This is a genomic window from Actinomadura fibrosa (assembly GCF_900659615.1).
GTDB lineage: Bacteria > Actinomycetota > Actinomycetes > Streptosporangiales > Streptosporangiaceae > Spirillospora > Spirillospora fibrosa.
The window spans coordinates 1-17,234 of the sequence record NZ_CAACUY010000197.1; the positions used below are offsets into that span (position 1 = coordinate 1).

At 74.1% G+C, this 17,234-nt stretch carries 16 protein-coding genes; 12 read left to right on the forward strand and 4 right to left on the reverse strand.

Annotation, left to right across the window (positions count from 1 at the left end; all coding sequences use genetic code 11):
- Positions 1-254 (reverse strand): hypothetical protein (locus E1300_RS52980; protein WP_242619643.1); only part of this gene is annotated, 254 nt, incomplete at its 3' end.
- On the opposite strand from E1300_RS52980, the gene E1300_RS52985 reads away from it, so the two are divergent.
- From E1300_RS52985 to E1300_RS37765, 5 genes are all read left to right on the forward strand, one after another.
- The gene (locus tag E1300_RS52985; protein ID WP_242619644.1) at positions 247-537 is read left to right on the forward strand and encodes an STAS domain-containing protein; all 291 of its coding nucleotides are present in this window, start codon (positions 247-249) and stop codon (positions 535-537) included. The two genes, E1300_RS52980 and E1300_RS52985, sit on opposite strands and share 8 nt — an antisense overlap.
- A 334-nt stretch (positions 538-871) precedes the next feature.
- Complete coding sequence (locus tag E1300_RS37750) at positions 872-1,921, forward strand: sensor histidine kinase (RefSeq protein ID WP_131761935.1); 1,050 nt, start codon at positions 872-874, stop codon at positions 1,919-1,921.
- A gap of 136 nt (positions 1,922-2,057) precedes the next feature.
- Positions 2,058-3,167 (forward strand): phenylalanine--tRNA ligase subunit alpha, encoded by a 1,110-nt coding sequence (gene pheS, locus E1300_RS37755; RefSeq protein WP_131761922.1) that lies wholly within the window; start codon positions 2,058-2,060, stop codon positions 3,165-3,167.
- Complete coding sequence (pheT, locus tag E1300_RS37760) at positions 3,167-5,644, forward strand: phenylalanine--tRNA ligase subunit beta (RefSeq protein ID WP_131761923.1); 2,478 nt, start codon at positions 3,167-3,169, stop codon at positions 5,642-5,644. The genes pheS and pheT overlap by 1 nt, the downstream gene beginning before the upstream one ends.
- Positions 5,645-5,961: 317 nt before the next feature.
- Positions 5,962-7,578 (forward strand): ABC-F family ATP-binding cassette domain-containing protein, encoded by a 1,617-nt coding sequence (locus tag E1300_RS37765; RefSeq protein ID WP_131761924.1) that lies wholly within the window; start codon positions 5,962-5,964, stop codon positions 7,576-7,578.
- Positions 7,579-7,644: 66 nt separating this feature from the next.
- Here the strand turns inward: E1300_RS37765 and E1300_RS37770 are convergent, their stop codons facing one another.
- Genes E1300_RS37770 through E1300_RS37780 form a run of 3 tightly spaced genes read right to left on the reverse strand, consistent with a single transcriptional unit; the run spans position 7,645 to position 9,961 of the window.
- Positions 7,645-8,499, reverse strand: coding sequence for an ABC transporter permease (locus E1300_RS37770; RefSeq protein WP_131761925.1), 855 nt, complete (start codon positions 8,497-8,499; stop codon positions 7,645-7,647).
- Positions 8,496-9,464 (reverse strand): ATP-binding cassette domain-containing protein, encoded by a 969-nt coding sequence (locus E1300_RS37775; RefSeq protein ID WP_131761926.1) that lies wholly within the window; start codon positions 9,462-9,464, stop codon positions 8,496-8,498. Before E1300_RS37775 ends, E1300_RS37770 begins: the two co-directional genes overlap by 4 nt.
- Positions 9,461-9,961, reverse strand: coding sequence for a MarR family winged helix-turn-helix transcriptional regulator (locus E1300_RS37780; RefSeq protein WP_131761927.1), 501 nt, complete (start codon positions 9,959-9,961; stop codon positions 9,461-9,463). Before E1300_RS37780 ends, E1300_RS37775 begins: the two co-directional genes overlap by 4 nt.
- Before the next feature lie 180 nt (positions 9,962-10,141).
- On the opposite strand from E1300_RS37780, the gene argC reads away from it, so the two are divergent.
- From argC to E1300_RS37815, 7 genes are read left to right on the forward strand one after another with little or no spacing between them, the layout of a single operon-like run.
- Positions 10,142-11,173: an N-acetyl-gamma-glutamyl-phosphate reductase gene (gene argC, locus E1300_RS37785; protein WP_131761928.1), complete on the forward strand. Its 1,032-nt coding sequence runs from the start codon at positions 10,142-10,144 to the stop codon at positions 11,171-11,173.
- A complete protein-coding gene (gene argJ / locus E1300_RS37790; protein ID WP_131761929.1) occupies positions 11,170-12,324 on the forward strand; it encodes a bifunctional glutamate N-acetyltransferase/amino-acid acetyltransferase ArgJ in 1,155 nt (384 codons plus the stop codon). The genes argC and argJ overlap by 4 nt, the downstream gene beginning before the upstream one ends.
- Complete coding sequence (gene argB / locus E1300_RS37795; protein WP_131761930.1) at positions 12,321-13,259, forward strand: acetylglutamate kinase; 939 nt, start codon at positions 12,321-12,323, stop codon at positions 13,257-13,259. Before argJ ends, argB begins: the two co-directional genes overlap by 4 nt.
- The gene (locus E1300_RS37800; protein WP_131761931.1) at positions 13,256-14,458 is read left to right on the forward strand and encodes an acetylornithine transaminase; all 1,203 of its coding nucleotides are present in this window, start codon (positions 13,256-13,258) and stop codon (positions 14,456-14,458) included. The genes argB and E1300_RS37800 overlap by 4 nt, the downstream gene beginning before the upstream one ends.
- Before the next feature lies 1 nt (position 14,459).
- On the forward strand, positions 14,460-15,380 hold the full coding sequence (argF, locus tag E1300_RS37805; protein WP_131761932.1) for an ornithine carbamoyltransferase: 921 nt from the start codon (positions 14,460-14,462) through the stop codon (positions 15,378-15,380).
- Positions 15,377-15,982, forward strand: coding sequence for an arginine repressor (locus tag E1300_RS37810; protein ID WP_131761933.1), 606 nt, complete (start codon positions 15,377-15,379; stop codon positions 15,980-15,982). Before argF ends, E1300_RS37810 begins: the two co-directional genes overlap by 4 nt.
- Positions 15,979-17,181 carry an argininosuccinate synthase gene (locus tag E1300_RS37815; protein ID WP_131761934.1) on the forward strand — a complete coding sequence of 401 codons (1,203 nt, stop codon included), beginning with the start codon at positions 15,979-15,981 and terminating at the stop codon, positions 17,179-17,181. The genes E1300_RS37810 and E1300_RS37815 overlap by 4 nt, the downstream gene beginning before the upstream one ends.
- Positions 17,182-17,234: the final 53 nt, after the last annotated feature.

Consider the following 17,234-nt stretch of genomic DNA (forward strand, 5'->3'; position numbering starts at 1 on the left):
TGGAGGGCGTCCTGGCGGCGCGGCCGGATGTGGCGCAGGCGGTGGTGCTGGCCCGCGAGGCCGGGACGAGGGAGGCCGGGCCGGCGCGTGCCGGAGGTCAGGTGCCGGACGGGCGCGGTGCCGGCGCCCCGCGTCCCGGACGGCCGGGAGCCCGGCCGCGCGCCCGGCGCCACGACCGGCTTGTGGCTCGCGGTCACCCGGACCGGCGGCGACACGGTCGTCGCCGCGGTGACCGGGGAGATCGACGTGCACACCGCCGACACGCTGCGCGCCCGGCTCATCGAGCTGCACGACGCGGGCCACCGCCGGCTGGTGGTCGACTTCGGCGCCGTCCCGTTCTGCGACGCCGCGGGGCTCGGCGCGCTCGTCGCGGCGCACAACCACGTCGCCGCGGGCGGCGGCGAGATCGTCCTCGCCGGGGTGCGGCCGGCCCAGCTGCGCCTGCTGCGCATCACGGGCCTGCACCGGCTGTTCGCGCTGTACGCCGGGGTCGGCGACGCGGTCGCCGCGGAGGGGACGTCCACCACCTCCCGGTGACGGGAGCGTGACGTACGGCGCGTTCCGGGTGGATCCGCCGGTGTCCGGGAAGTGTCCGCGCCCTGTCCTCCTGATCGAGGGAGTCCAGGTGAGGGCGGTCGCCGGTGCCGCCGGACACCGCCGGAAGGCTACAAAAGCCTTGCCGCGCGGCGTTTTCCGGGTCCCGTAAGGCGCCCGGGTCCGGATAGAGTCTCATCTCGACAGGCCGCGTCCGACCGGTGTTCTGGAGGCCGCTGTGGGCGGAGAGGAACCCCCTGGCGTGGCCGCGCGCGTGCCCGCGGGCGGGCGCGGTCAGCCTGCCGGGGGCGTCCCGGCCGGCGACCCGCCCACCGGCCTGCCCGCCGGCCTGCCGGACGACCTGCCCGACGGGCTGCTGGTGGCCGACCGCGACGCCCGCGTCGTGGTCTTCAACGCCGCCGCGGCGCGGATGACCGGCGTCGCCGCGGAGGCCGCCCTCGGCGCCGACTTCCGCGACGTCCTGCCGCTGCACGACGCCGAGGGCCGCGACTGGTGGAAGTGCCTCGCCCCCTACGAGGGCCTGCGCACCCGCACCCGGCACCCCGAGCGCGTGCTGTTCCTGCCCGGCGGCACGGAGCTGCTGGTGACCGCGGCGTACCGCCGCGACCGCGCGGGCCGCGTGGAACGGTTCACCGTGTGCCTGCGCGACGCCGCGCACCGCGCCCGCCAGGAGCGCGACCGCGCCGACCTGGTCTCCACCGTGGCGCACGAGCTGCGCTCCCCGCTGACGAGCGTCAAGGGCTTCACCGCGACGCTGCTGGCCAAGTGGCACCGCTTCAACGACGACCAGAAGCGCGTGATGCTGGAGACGGTCAACGCCGACGCCGACCGGGTCACCCGGCTGATCACCGAGCTGCTGGACGTCTCGCGCATCGAGGCGGGGCGGCTGGAGATGCACCGCCAGGTCGTCGACCTGGCCGAGGAGGTCCGCAAGATCATCGCGGGCCGGGTCGCGGCGGGCGAGCCGGAGGACCGGTTCCGCTTCGAGGTCCGCGGCGAGCTGCCCGAGATGTGGCTCGACCCCGACAAGATGGACCAGATCCTCGGCAACCTCGTGGAAAACGCGGTGCGCCACGGCGCCGGCACTGTCACGATCGTGGTGGAGCCGGACGCGCACAAGGAGGGGGCCGCCGTGTCGGTGCGGGACGAGGGCGAGGGCATACCGCCCGAGGCCGTCCAGCGCGTCTTCCGGCAGTTCTGGCGCGGTCCCGGCGGCAACCGCCGCGGCGGCACCGGCCTCGGGCTCTACATCGTCAAGGGCCTCGTCGAGGCGCACGGCGGCATGATCACCGTGCGGCGGGCGCCCGGCGGCGGCGCCGAGTTCCGATTTACCGTGCCCGCAGGGGCCCCTGACTACGCCACCTGAGCCGGTCACCGCGACCGGACGGGCCGGCACCGGGCACCGAAGCGGGCCGCGCGGCTTCGCGCACGTCTTTCCGGATCCTTCCCGCCCGCGCACTAGACTGCGGGCGTCCCACGCCGACCGGAGTTCTCACACCACCATGTCTGCACCCAACAAGTCCTACGATCCCGTCGAGGTGTCCGCATTGCAGCCCGACGCGCTGGAGCGGGCCCGCGACAAGGCGCTCGCCGCCATCGCGGGCGCCGCCGACCTCGACGCCCTCAAGCAGGTCCGCCTGGCGCACGCCGGCGACCGGTCCCCGCTGGCCCTCGCCAACCGGGAGATCGGGGCGCTGCCCCCCGCCGGCCGCGCGGAGGCGGGCAAGCGCATCGGCGCCGCCCGCGGCGCGGTGGCGCAGGCGCTGAAGGCCCGCCAGGCCGAACTGGAGGAGGAGCGCGACCAGCGCGTCCTCGTCGAGGAGACCGTCGACGTCACCCTGCCCTGGGACCGGGCGCCGCGCGGCGCCCGGCACCCGCTGACCACGATGCAGGAGCGGATGGCCGACGTCTTCGTCTCCATGGGCTTCGAGGTCGCCGAGGGCCCCGAGGTCGAGGCGGAGTGGTTCAACTTCGACGCGCTGAACTTCAAGCCCGACCACCCGGCGCGCACGATGCAGGACACCTTCTTCGTGGAGTCGGAGGACACGGGCCTGGTCATGCGCACGCACACCTCGCCCGTGCAGATCCGGTCGCTGCTGTCCCGCGACCTGCCGGTGTACGTCGTGGTGCCGGGCCGCACCTTCCGCACCGACGAGCTGGACGCCACGCACAGCCCCGTGTTCCACCAGCTCGAAGGGCTCGCGGTCGACGAGGGCCTGACGATGGCGGACCTGCGCGGCGGCATCGACGCGTTCGTCGGCGGCATGTTCGGCGAGGGGCTGCGGACGCGGTTCCGGCCGTCCTACTTCCCGTTCACCGAGCCGTCGGCCGAGGTCGACATGCAGTGCTTCGTGTGCCGCGGCGCCTCGGTGGAGCCCGGCGCCGAGCCGTGCCGCACGTGCGGGTCGGAGGGCTGGATCGAGCTCGGCGGCTGCGGCATGGTCAACCCGCGGGTCCTGACGGCCTGCGGCGTCGACCCGGACCGCTACAGCGGCTGGGCGTTCGGGCTCGGCGTCGAGCGGACGCTGATGTTCCGGCACGGCGTCGAGGACATGCACGACATGGTGGAGGGCGACGTCCGGTTCACCCTCCCGTTCGGGATGGAGATCTGATGCGGGCCCCGCTTTCCTGGCTGCGCGAGCTCGTCGACCTCCCGGCCGGCGTCACCGGCCGCGAGCTGGCCGCGAAGCTGATCGCCGCGGGACTGGAGGTCGAGACCGTCGAGCAGGCGGGCGCCGACATCTCCGGGCCGCTCGTGGTCGGCGAGGTGCTGGCGATCGAGGAGCTGACCGGGTTCAAGAAGCCGATCCGCTACTGCCAGGTGGACGTCGGGCAGGCCAACGGCACCGGCGAGCCGCAGAACATCATCTGCGGCGCGACGAACTTCGCGGTGGGCGACCGCGTCGTCGTGATCCTGCCCGGCGGCGTGCTGCCCGGCGGCTTCCAGATCGGGTCGCGCAAGACCTACGGCCGGCTCTCCGAGGGGATGATCTGCTCGGTCACCGAGCTCGGCATCGGCGACGACCACAGCGGCATCCTCGTCCTGCCGCCGGACGCGCCGGTCGGCGCGGACGCGGTGGAGCTGCTCGGGATCCGCGACGACGTCCTGGACATCGCCGTCACCCCCGACCGCGGCTACGCCCTGTCGATGCGCGGCATCGCCCGCGAGGCGGCGATCGCCTACGGCGTGCCCTTCAAGGACCCCGCCGACGTCGAGCTGCCCGCGGAGACCGGCGAGTCGTACCCGGCGAGCATCGCGGACCCGACGGCCTGCGACCGCTTCGTCCTGCGCGGGGTCCGCGGCTTCGACCCGGACGCGCGGACGCCGATGTGGATGCAGGTCCGCCTGCACCGCGCCGGGATGCGCCCGGTGTCGCTCGCGGTGGACGTCACCAACTACCTGATGCTGGAGCTCGGCCAGCCGCTGCACGCCTTCGACCGGGCCAAGCTCACCGGCCCGATCACGGTGCGCCGCGCCGCGCCGGGGGAGGCCCTGGAGACCCTCGACCACGTCAAGCGGACCCTCGACCCCGAGGACATCCTCATCACCGACGAGTCGGGGCCGATCTCGATGGCGGGCACGATGGGCGGCCTCGCCACCGAGATCGACGAGCGCTCCACCGCGATGGTGATCGAGGCGGCGCACTTCGACGACATCGGCACGGCCCGGATGGTGCGCCGCCACAAGCTGCACAGCGAGGCGTCCTACCGGTTCGAGCGCGGCGTCGACCGCGAGCTGCCGCCGTACGCGACGTACCGGGCGGCGCGGATGCTCGCCGAGCTGGGCGGCGCCGAGATCGTCCCCGGCATGACGGACGCGCGGGCGCCGGTCGAGCCCGTCACGATCACGATGGCCGCCGGCCACCCCGACCGGGTCGCGGGCGTGACGTACGGGCGCGACACGGTCGTCCGGCGGCTGGAGCAGGTCGGCTGCGCCGTCACGGGCGAGGACCAGCTCACGGTGACGCCGCCGTCGTGGCGCCCGGACCTCACCGACCCGAACGACCTCGCCGAGGAGGTCATCCGGCTGGAGGGGTACGAGAACATCCCGGCCCGGGCGCCGCGCCCGGTCGCGGGCAAGGGCCTCACCGCCCAGCAGCGGCTGCGGCGCCGGGTGGGCCGAGCCCTCGCGGGCGCGGGCCACGTCGAGGTCCTGGCCTTCCCGTTCGTCTCCGCGAAGGACTGGGACGACCTCCAGCTCCCCGCCGACGACGAGCGCCGGGTGGCGCTGCGGCTGGCGAACCCGCTGTCGGAGGACGAGCCGCTGCTGCGCACGACGCTGCTGCCCGGCCTGTTCCGCGCCCTCGCGCACAACGTCGGCCGCGGCTTCGCGGACGCGGCGCTGTTCGAGACGGGCCTCGTGTTCCGGCCGCGTCCGGGCGCGCCGGAGCGGTCGCCGCGCCTCGCGGTGGACCGCGGCCCGACGCCCGAGGAAATCGCCTCGGTCGAGGCGGCGCTGCCCGACCAGCCGCACCGGGTCGCGGTCGTGCTGTCCGGCCAGCGCGAGCCGTCGGGCTGGTGGGGCGCGGGCCGTCCGGCGCTCTGGGCGGACGCGATCGAGGCCGCCCGCACCGTGGCCCGCGAGGTGGGCGTCGAGCTCACGGTCAAGGCCGACCGGCACGCGCCCTGGCATCCGGGCCGCTGCGCCGCGCTGTACGCCGGGGACACCCTCGTCGGGCACGCCGGCGAGCTGCACCCGCGGGTGACCAAGGCGTACGGGCTGCCGCCGCGGACCTGCGCGATGGAGCTGGAGCTGCGCCGCCTGGGCGAGCCCGTCTCCCCGCGCGCGCCGCACGTGTCGACCTACCCGTTCGCCACCCAGGACGTCGCGCTCGTCGTCGACGCCGCGGTCCCCGCGGCGGAGGTCGAGGGCGCGCTCCGGGACGGCGCCGGCGAGCTGCTGGAGTCGGTCCGGCTGTTCGACGTCTACACCGGCGAGCAGGTGGGCGAGGGCCGCAAGTCCCTGGCCTACTCGCTGCGGTTCCGCGCCCCCGACCGCACGCTGACCGCCGAGGAGGCCACCCAGGCCCGCGACGCGGCGGTGGCCGTGGCCGCCGAGCGCACGAACGCCACCCTCCGAGGCGCCTGACCCACCGCCGAAGGCGGCCCCGCCCGACCGCGGGGCCGCCTTCCGCATGCCCCGGCACGACCAGGTGATTTGTGGTGGCCGTATTGCGTTGGGTATCCTTCTCCGGTCACATTGCCGCCCGGTTGGGGAGTCCATTGAGGATCTGAGGTCCGACACCGCGCAGAGGCCGCTCAGCGGCTCGCGCACGTGACCTCAGCCGTGGACCTCGTCCCGCCGGGCTTTTCCATGCCGTGACGGCATTCCCGCCCGCCGCGCGTTGCGCGTCCTCGCGGTGTCTCCATGAGTCCAGTACCTGCTCGAAGCCATGGAGGCCTCCTGTGTCATTCGCCATCGTCTGCTCCGATCTCTCGTTCTCCTGGCCCGACGGCACCACCGTCCTGGACGGCCTGGACGCGGCGTTCGGCACCGGCCGGACCGGGCTGATCGGGGTCAACGGCGCCGGCAAGTCCACGCTGCTGAAGCTGATCGCCGGTGAGCTGCGGCCCGCGTCGGGCACGGTGAGCGTGGACGGGGAGATCGGCTACCTGCCGCAGAACCTGCCGTTCGACCACGCCCGGACGGTGTCCGACCTGCTGGGCATCAGCGAGGCCCGGGCCGCGCTGCACGCCATCGAGCGCGGGGAGGCGACCGAGGAGAACTTCGCCGCGGTCGGCGACGACTGGGACGTGGAGGAGCGCGCCCGCGCCGAGCTGGACCGGCTCGGCCTCGGCGGCGTGGGCCTCGACCGGACGGTCGGGACGCTGTCGGGCGGCGAGGCCGTGATGGCCGGGCTCGCGGCGCTGTTCCTCGCGCGGCCCGGCGTCCTGCTGCTGGACGAGCCGACCAACAACCTCGACCTGGACGCGCGGCGGCGGCTGTACGACGCGGTGGCGTCCTGGACGGGCGTGCTGGTCGTGGTCAGCCACGACCGGGAGCTGCTCGACCGGGTCGACGAGATCGCCGACCTGCGGGACGGCGGCGTCCGGTCGTTCGGCGGGAACCTGTCCGGCTACGAGGAGCTCCTCGCCGTCGAGCGGGAGGCGGCGGAGCGGGACGTGCGGGCCGCCGGGACGGATCTGCGGCGCCAGAAGCGCGAGCTGGAGGAGGCGCAGGTCAAGCTGGCGCGGCGGGCCCGGTACGGGAAGAAGATGAACGAGAGCAAGCGCGAACCGAAGATCGTCATGGGGATGCGCAAGCGGCAGGCGCAGGAGTCGGCGGGCAAGCACCGGATCCTGCACGAGGAGCGGCTGGCGGGCGCCCGCGCCCGGCTCACCGAGGCGGAGGAGGCGGTCCGCGAGGACGCGGAGATCCGGATCGAGCTGCCCGCGACCGAGGTCCCGGCGGGGCGGACGGTCGCGACCGTGACCGGGCTCTCCGCGGCGGAGCCGGAGCCGGGCACGCTGGAGGAGCTGATCATCCGGGGGCCGGAGCGGATCGCGCTGGTCGGGCCGAACGGGTCGGGCAAGACCACGTTCCTGCGCGCGCTCGCGGGCGAGGCCATGCCGGACGGGCCGGACGTGAAGATCGGCGTGGAAGGGGTCCGCTACCTGCCGCAGCGGCTCGACGTCCTGGACGAGCGGCTCAGCGTGGTCGAGAACGTGCGGGCGGCGGCGCCGGAGCGGCCGCTGAACGAGATCAGGGGCGGGCTGGCGCGGTTCCTGTTCCGGGGCGCGCGGGCCGACCAGGCCGCCGGGACGCTGTCGGGCGGGGAGCGGTTCCGCGCCGTGCTGGCGTCGCTGCTGCTCGCCGAGCCCGCCCCGCAGCTGCTGCTGCTGGACGAGCCGACCAACAACCTCGACATGGCGAGCGCCCGGCAGCTCGGCCAGTCCCTCGCCGCCTACCGGGGCGCCCTCGTGGTGGTCAGCCACGACGTGCCGTTCCTGCGGACGCTGGGGATCACCCGGTGGCTCGGCATGGACCGCCGGACGGGCCTCGCCGAGGTGGAGCCGATGTGAGCGCGCGCCGCGCCGGACCCGGTGCGTACCGGATCCGGCGCGGCGCCCGTTCGCCGGGGCCGCCCGTCAGGTGAGGACGCGCTTGGTGAAGGTGCGGGTCGCCGCCCAGGTCAGCACGACCGTCCCGCCGACGATGGCGAGCAGGAACGCCCAGACGGGCATGTGCGGGATGTCGGGGGTCAGCGCCGTCCGCAGGCCCTCGCTGAGGTAGACCAGCGGGTTGAACAGGCTGACGATCTGGAGCCAGCGGATGTGGTCGAGCGCGGACCACGGGTAGTACACGCAGCCGAGCATGGTCATCGGGAGCAGGACCAGCGCGAACAGCATCTGGACCTTCTGCGGGTTCAGGAGCGTGCCGAGCAGCAGGCCGCCCGCGGCGGCCAGCAGCGACCCGGCGACCATGACGAGCACGAGGACCGGCCAGTTCGCGACGTGGACGTCCGGGGACTGGCCCTCGGCGTGGATGAACAGGACGGCCGGGAACACGAGCAGGCCGCCGATCAGGCCCTGGAGCGCGGCGGCGACGATCTTCTGGACGGCCAGCAGCGGGATCGGGACGGGGGCGAGCGCCCGGTCGGTGATCGACTTCTGCCAGTTCAGCTCCATCATCAGCGGGAAGATCACCGCCATCATCGCCTGCATGATGATGGACGAGCCGACGAGGCCGGGGAGCAGGATGGTGGAGAACGTGGGGCCGCCCGGTCCGCCCGCCATCGCGCCGCCGCCGAGCTTGGGCAGCACGTAGGCGAACACGAACACGAACATCACCGGCTGCACGAGCACCCGGAGGAAGGCGGACAGGAAGTTCTTGCGCATGACCCGCGCCTCGCGCGCCATCATCGCGGCGAACGTGCGGGGGATCGTCGCCCGGGCGGGAGGCGGCGGGGCGAGAGGGGGCGGGGCGAGGACGGGGGCGCTCATTCGCGGTAGTCCCTTCCGGTGATGGTGAGGAAGACGGTCTCCAGGCTCGGGCGGAGCTGCGTGGCGTCGGTGACGCCGACGCCCGCGGCGGAGCCGATCGCGACGAGCTCGCCGAGGACGCCCTCGGGCTCGGCGGCGAACACCCGCACCTGCCCGTCGAGCACCTCGACCTTGCTGATGCCGGCCCGGTCGGCGAGCGCGTGGATCTCGCGCGGCGCGGGGGCGTCGTAGGCGACGGTGATGACGGTGTCGGCGCCGGCGGTGCTCTTCAGCTCGTCGACGGTGCCGCTCGCGAGGATCGAGCCGTGGTCGACGACCGCGACCCGGTCGCAGAGCGCCTCGGCCTCCTCCATGTAGTGCGTGGTCAGCAGGATGGTCTGCCCGGCGGCCTGGAGCCCGCGCAGCACGTCCCAGAGGTTGGTGCGGGTCTGCGGGTCGAGGCCGGCGGTCGGCTCGTCGAGGAACAGCACCTCGGGGCCGTGCATGAGCGCCCGGCAGATCATGACGCGCTTGGCCTGCCCGCCGGACATCTCGAAGGGGTTGCCCTGGCGGTGCTCGGTGAGCCCGAACAGCTCCATCAGCTCGTCGGCGCGCCGGCGGGCGTCGCGGGCGCTGAGCCCGAAGAACCGGCCGCGGAACTCCAGGTTCTCGGCGGCGGTCAGGTCGCTGTCGAGGGTGTTGCCCTGCGACACGACGCCGATGCGGCGCTTGATCTCCACGGCGTCCCGGACGACGTCGAGGCCGCACACGCGCGCGCTCCCGCCGGTCGGCACGACCAGGGTGGTGAGCATGCCGATGGTGGTGGACTTGCCCGCGCCGTTCGGCCCGAGCAGGCCGAAGAACTCGCCGCGCGGCACGTCGAGGTCGATGCCGCGGACGGCGTGGACCGCCGGGCGGGGGCCGCTGGCGGGATAGGTCTTCTCCAGGCCGGCCGTGTGCACGGCGGCCTCGGGGGGTGGGGTCACGCCCCGTCTCCCTTCGTCTCCGAGTAGCTCTCGAACCGTTCGATCAGCCTCAGCAGGAACCGCCGGACGGCCGGCTCGTCCTCCGGGTCGACGACGTCGTACAGGTGCCACAGGTCCTCCCCGATGGGACGGCCCTTCTCGGCCATGAGCCGGCGCCCGGCATCGGTGGCGTGCACGAGGACGGCGCGCCGGTCGTGCTCGGAGCGGCGCCGCTCCACGTGCCCGTTGCGCTCCAGGGTGTCGACGACCGAGGTGACGCTGGCCGGCGTGATGAGCAGCCGCTTGGCGATCTCGCCGGGACGCAGCCCGTCCTCGGCGGTGATGAGCAGGCGGAGCGTGAAGAAGCCCGCGGGGCTGATGCCGTGCCGCTCGATCAGCCGCCACACGACCGGGCCGGCCTGCCGGGAGGCCAGCGCGAAGAGCCGCCCGATGGGCCACTTCTCGACCGGGCCCAGCGACCCGCTGAGATCGCCGAAGCCGAGCTTGTCCACGTCCATGCCGAGAGATTATTAGATGTCTAACCTTTAGCTGTCAAATCTTTAGATTTCAAGTTCTTAGCCGCCTAAGCATCGGTGTGGCTCTCGTCTCAGCCAGGCTGAAGTGGCCTTTCCCGCATTGAATAGACATCCAGCGTCATGCATACTCTTGCTCATTGCTTGCGGAAGGGCAGAGTGCACATGGGAATCCGGACGGCGGTCGCCGGCGCCAGCGGCTACGCGGGCGGCGAGGTGCTGCGCATCCTGGCGGGACATCCAGAGTTCGAGATCGGCGCGCTGACGGCGGGCTCCAACGCGGGCACGGAGCTGGGCGCGCACCAGCCGCACCTGCGATCCCTGGCCGGACGCGTCCTGGAGGAGACCCGCCCCGAGACGCTCGCCGGGCACGACGTCGTCTTCCTCGCGCTGCCGCACGGCCAGTCCGGACCCCTCGCCGAGCGGCTCGGCGACGACGTCCTCGTGGTCGACTGCGGAGCCGACCACCGCCTCACCGATTCCGGCGACTGGGAGCGGTTCTACGGGACGCCCCACGCCGGCACCTGGCCCTACGGCCTGCCCGAGCTGCCCGGCGCGCGGGACGCGCTGCGCTCCACCCGGCGCGTCGCGGTGCCCGGCTGCTACCCGACGGCCGTCACGCTCGCGCTGTTCCCCGCGTTCGCCGCCGGTCTCGCCGAGCCGGAGGACGTCGTCGCGGTCGCCGCGTCCGGCACCTCGGGCGCGGGCCGGTCGCTGAAGCCGCACCTGCTCGGCAGCGAGGTCATGGGCTCGGTCAGCGCCTACGGCGTCGGCGGCGTCCACCGGCACACCCCGGAGATGGTCCAGAACCTCAGCGCCGTCGCGGGGGAGCGGGTCACGGTCTCCTTCACCCCGACGCTCGCGCCGATGAGCCGGGGGATCCTCGCCACCTGCACCGCCAGGGCGACACCGGGGACGACCGCTGGAACGCTCCGCGCCGCCTACGAGGCCGCCTGCGCGGACGAGCCGTTCCTCGGCCTGCTGCCCGAGGGGCGGTGGCCGGCCACGTCCATGACGCTCGGCGCCAACACCGCGCTCGTCCAGGTCGCCCTCGACGAGGCCGCCGGGCGGATCGTCGCGGTCGTCGCCATCGACAACCTCACCAAGGGCACCGGGGGCGGCGCGGTCCAGAGCGCCAACCTCGCCCTCGGCCTCCCGGAAGAACTCGGACTCACCACGATCGGAGTGTCCCCTTGAGCGTCACCGCCCCCCGGGGTTTCCGCGCCGCAGGCGTCGTCGCCGGCCTGAAGGAGACCGGCAGCCGCGACCTGGCCCTCGTCGTCAACGACGGGCCGTCCCGCGCGGCGGCCGGCGTCTTCACCCGCAACCGGGTGAAGGCCGCGCCGGTGCTGTGGTCGGAGCAGGTCCTCAAGGGCGGCCGCGTCCACGCGGTCGTGCTGAACTCCGGCGGCGCCAACGCCTGCACGGGCGCCCCCGGCTTCCAGGACACCCACGCCACCGCCGAGCGCGTCGCCGAGCTGCTGGAGGACTCGGCCGGCGAGGTCGCGGTCTGCTCCACCGGGCTGATCGGCACCCGGCTGCCGATGGACGCGCTGCTGCCCGGCGTCGACAAGGCCGTCGCGGAGCTGTCGCGCGGGGACGGCGGGCTCGCCGCCGCCGACGCCATCCGCACCACCGACACCGTCGCCAAGATCTCCTTCCGGCACGGCGACGGCTACATGATCGGCGCGATGGCGAAGGGCGCGGGCATGCTCGCGCCGTCGCTCGCGACCATGCTGTGCGTCATCACCACCGACGCCGACCTGCCCGCCGCGAGCCTGGACCGGGCGCTGCGCGCGGCGACCGGTGTGACCCTGGAGCGGCTCGACGCCGACGGCTGCATGTCCACCAACGACACCGTCCTGCTCATGGCCTCCGGCGCGTCCGGGACCGTGCCGGACGAGGCGGACTTCACCGCGCTGCTCACCGAGGTCTGCGGCGACCTCACCCGGCAGCTCCTCGTGGACGCCGAGGGCGCGTCCAAGGCCATCGCGATCGAGGTCGTCGGCGCGGCCAGCGACTTCGACGCCGTCACCGTCGGCCGCTCGATCGCCCGCAACAACCTGCTCAAGTGCGCGATCCACGGCGAGGACCCCAACTGGGGGCGCGTCCTGTCGGCCGTCGGCACCACCGAGGCGGTGTTCGACCCCGACCAGGTCAACGTCGCCATCAACGGCGTGTGGGTGTGCCGGAACGGCTCGTTCGGCGACGACCGCGACAAGGTGGACCTGCGCCCCCGCGACGTGACGATCACCGTGGACCTGTCGGCGGGCCCGAACAGCGCCACCGTCTGGACGACCGACCTCACGGCCGACTACGTCCACGAGAACTCGGCGTACTCGACATGACCGCCACCACGGGCGCGGAGACGTCCGGCGCCAGGGCCGGGGTGATGGCGAAGGCCGAGACGCTGATCAAGGCGCTGCCGTGGCTGGAGCGGTTCTCCGGCCGGACCGTCGTGATCAAGTACGGCGGGCACGCGATGACGGACGCGGGGCTGCGGCACTCGTTCGCCGAGGACGTCGTGTTCCTGCGCTACGCGGGGCTGCGGCCGGTGATCGTGCACGGCGGCGGCCCGCAGATCAACTCGGCGCTCGCCCGCAACGGCATCGAGTCCACCTTCACCGCCGGGCTGCGGGTGACGACGCCGGAGGCCATGGAGGTCGTCCGGATGGTGCTCACCGGCCAGGTCCAGCGGGACGTCGTCGGCCTGATCAACCGGCACGGGCCGTTCGCGGTCGGGATGTCGGGCGAGGACGCCAACCTGTTCACCGCCGAGCGCAAGCGGGCCGTCGTGGACGGCGAGCCCGTCGACATCGGCCAGGTCGGCGAGATCGTCGAGGTGGAGGTGGGGGCCGTGCGGGCGCTGCTCGACGACGGCCGGATCCCGGTGGTCTCCAGCGTCGCGCGCGGCGACGACGGCGAGGTCTACAACGTCAACGCCGACACCGCCGCCGCCGCGCTGGCGGTCGCGCTGGACGCCGCGAAGCTCGTCGTCCTCACCGACGTCGAGGGCCTGTACGCCGACTGGCCGGCCAGCGACGAGGTGATCGACCGGCTGACCGCCGACGAGCTGGCCGCGCTGCTGCCGGACCTGTCGGCGGGCATGGTGCCGAAGATGGAGGCCTGCCTCGCCGCCGTGCGCGGCGGCGTGCCGCGGGCCCACGTGCTGGACGGGCGCGTCCCGCACGCGCTGCTGCTGGAGATCTTCACCGACGAGGGGATCGGGACGATGGTCCTGCCGAGCCCCGCCGGAGCGGACTCCCACGAGGAGGGACCATGAGGGGCGACGAACTGAGGAGCCGGTACGCGGCGGCGTTCATGCCGAACTACGGGGTGCCGCCGGTCGCGCTCGCGCGCGGCGAGGGCTGCCGGGTGTGGGACGCCGACGGCCGCGCGTACCTCGACCTGATCGCGGGCATCGCGGTCAGCTCCCTCGGGCACGGCCACCCGGCCCTGATCGAGGCGGTGTCCGCGCAGGCCGCCGCGCTGGCGCACACGTCGAACCTGTTCCTGCACGAGCCCGAGGTGCTGCTCGCCGAGCGGCTCCGCGAGCTGCTGGACGGCGACGGCAGGGTGTTCCTCGCCAACAGCGGCACCGAGGCCAACGAGTGCGCGCTCAAGCTGGCGATCAAGTACGGGAGGGCGAACGGCCGCTCGCATATCGTCGCCGCTGAGAACTCCTTCCACGGCCGGACGCTCGGCGCGCTGGCGCTGACCGGCAAGCAGGCGATCCGGGAGCCGTTCGGGCCGTACGGGATCGACGTCCGGTTCGTCCCGTACGGGGACGCCGACGCGCTCGCCGCCGCGGTGGACGAGCACTGCGCCGCCGTGTTCCTGGAGCCCACCCAGGGCGAGGCGGGCGTCGTCCCGCCCCCGGACGGGTACTTCGCCGCCGTCCGCCGGATCTGCGACGCCACCGGCGCGCTGTTCGTCGCCGACGAGATCCAGTCGGCGATCGGCCGGACCGGCGCCTGGTTCGCCTGGCGGCACGAGAACGCCAGGCCCGACGTCCTCACGCTGGCGAAGGGCCTCGGCGGCGGCCTGCCGATCGGCGCGTGCGTCGCGCTCGGCGAGCACGGCGAGATCTTCGCCAAGGGCGACCACGGCAGCACCTTCGGCGGCAACCCGGTGAACGCCGCCGCCGCCCTCGCCGTCCTCGCGACGATCGAGAAGGAGGGCCTGCTCGGCAACGCCGCGCAGGTCGGCGAGGTCCTCGCCGCCGGGATCGCCGCCGTCGACCACCCGCTGCTCGCGGGCGTCCGGGGCCGCGGGCTGTGGCGCGCCGCCGTCCTCACCGGACCGCACGCCCCCGCCGCCGAGGCCGCCGCCCGCGACGCCGGCTTCCTCGTCAACGCCGTCCAGCCGGACGCGCTGCGCCTCGCCCCGCCGCTGATCCTCACCGCCGCGGAGGCGGAGTCGTTCACCGGCGCCCTTCCCTCGATCCTCGACGCGGCGGCCGCCGCCGCGAAGGAGAGCTGACATGGCCGTCCGGCACTTCCTGCGCGACGACGACCTGGCCCCCGCCGAGCAGGCCGAGGTCCTCGACCTCGCCGCCCGCGTCAAGCGCGACCGGTTCGGGTTCCGGCCGCTGGAGGGCCCGCGGTCCGTCGCGGTCCTGTTCGACAAGCCGTCCACGCGGACGCGCCTGTCGTTCGCCGCCGGCATCGCCGAGCTCGGCGGCCACCCGCTGATCATGGAGACCGGCACCAGCCAGCTCGGCCGCGGCGAGACGATCGCCGACACCGCCCGCGTCCTGGAGCGGCAGGTCGCCGCCATCGTGTGGCGGACGGGCGGGCACGAGCGGATCGAGGAGATGGCCGCCGGCACCGCCGTCCCGGTCGTCAACGCCCTCACCGACGCGTTCCACCCCTGCCAGATCCTCGCCGACCTCCAGACCGTCCAGGAGGCGAAGGGCGGCCTCGCCGGCGCGACCCTCGCCTACTTCGGCGACGGCGCCAACAACATGGCCCACTCCTACCTGCTCGGCTGCGCCACCGCCGGGATGCACGTCCGCGTCGGCGCCCCCGCCGCGCTCCCGCCCGACCCCGCCGTCGTCGCCCGCGCCACCGAGATCGCCGCCGCCACCGGCGGGTCGGTGACCGTCACCGACGACCCCGCGAAGGCCGCCGCCGGAGCCGACGTCCTCGCCACCGACACCTGGGTGTCGATGGGCCAGGAGGGCAAGGACACCTCCCTCTACGAGCCGTACGCCGTGGACGAGGACCTGCTCGCCCTCGCCGACCCCGAGGCGGTCGTCCTGCACTGCCTGCCCGCCTACCGCGGCAAGGAGGTCGCCGCGTCCGTCCTGGACGGGCCGCGGAGCCGGGTGTGGGACGAGGCCGAGAACCGGCTCCACGCCCAGAAGGCCCTGCTCGTGTGGCTGCTGGAGAGCGCGCGATGACGACCCCGATGACCAAGGCCGCCCGGCACGCCCGGGTGATCGAGCTGCTGACCCGGCACCCCGTCCACTCGCAGGGCGAGCTCGCCAAGCTCCTCGTCGACGAGGGCGTCGAGGTCACCCAGGCCACCCTCTCCCGGGACCTGGTGGAGATCGGCGCGGTCAAGCTCCGCGCCGACGACGGCAGCCTGATCTACGCCGTCCCCGGCGAGGGCGGCGAGCGCATCCGGCGGGCCCGCACCGGCGCCGCCGAGACGTTCGCCGGACGCCTCGGCCGGATCGCGGCGGAGCTCCTCGTCTCCGCCGAGGCGTCGGCCAACCTGGTCATCGTGCGGACCCCGCCCGGGGCCGCGCAGTACCTCGCCTCGGCGATCGACCACGCCGAATGGCCCGCCATCCTCGGCACCGTCGCGGGCGACGACTCGATCCTCGTCATCGCCCGCGACCCCGCCGGCGGGGAGGCCGTCGCCGAGTCGCTCCTCCGGCTGGCCGGCGGACGCGAACGACGAGGCCAGGGGCCCCAGGCCCCCGCACCCGACGAGCCGGCCGCCGAACCGTCCGCCGAGCCGCCGACCCCAGGTCACGATCCCAAGGAGAGCCCATGAGCGAGCGCGTCGTCCTCGCGTACTCCGGAGGGCTGGACACCTCCGTCGCCATCCCGTTCCTCGCCGAGCAGACCGGGGGCGAGGTGATCGCCGTCGCGGTCGACGTCGGCCAGGGCGGCGAGGACCTCGGCACGATCCGCGAGCGCGCCCTCGCCTGCGGCGCCGCCGAGGCCGTCGTCGTGGACGCCAGGGAGGAGTTCGCCGCCGACTTCTGCGTCCCTGCCCTCCAGGCCAACGCCCTCTACATGGACCGCTACCCGCTGCTGTCCGCGCTGTCCCGGCCGCTGATCGTCAAGCACCTCGTCGCGGCCGCCGCCGAGTTCGGCGGCACCACCGTGTCGCACGGCTGCACCGGCAAGGGCAACGACCAGGTCCGCTTCGAGGCCGGGCTGTCCGCGCTCGCCCCCGACCTCAAGGTCATCGCGCCCGCCCGCGACCACGCCTGGACGCGCGACAAGGCGATCGCCTTCGCCGAGGAGAGGGGCCTCCCGATCGACGTGTCGGCGAAGTCCCCCTACTCCATCGACCAGAACCTCTGGGGACGCGCCGTCGAGACCGGCTTCCTGGAGGACATCTGGAACGGCCCCACCGAGGACGTCTACGCCTACACCGCCGACCCCGCCGAGCCCCGCGACGCCGACGAGGTCGTGATCACCTTCGCCGCCGGCGTCCCGGTCGCGCTGGACGGCCGCCCCCTCACCCCGTACGAGGTCGTCGCCGAGCTGAACCGCCGCGCCGGCGCCCAGGGCGTCGGCCGCATCGACATGGTCGAGGACCGCCTCGTCGGCATCAAGAGCCGCGAGGTGTACGAGGCGCCCGCCGCCATCGCGCTGATCATCGCACACATGGAGCTGGAGAACGTCACCGTCGAGCGCGACCTCGCCCGCTTCAAGCGGTCCGTCGACCAGCGGTGGGGTGAGCTCGTCTACGACGGCCTGTGGTTCTCCCCGCTCAAGAGCGCCCTGGACGCCTTCATCGCCGACGCGCAGCGCGCCGTGTCCGGCGAGGTCCGGATGACCCTGCACGGCGGCCGCGCCGTCGTCACCGGCCGCCGCGGCGACGCGTCCCTCTACAGCCACGACCTCGCGACCTACGACACCGGCGACGCGTTCGACCAGAGCCTCGCCAAGGGCTTCGTCGAGCTGTGGAGCCTGCCCAGCAAGATCGCGGCCGGGCGGGACCGCGCCCTGCGCGCCTGACCCCCGCCCGGCGCGGCGCGCCGGGTGGGCGCCTTCACGCTGCCGGGCGCCTC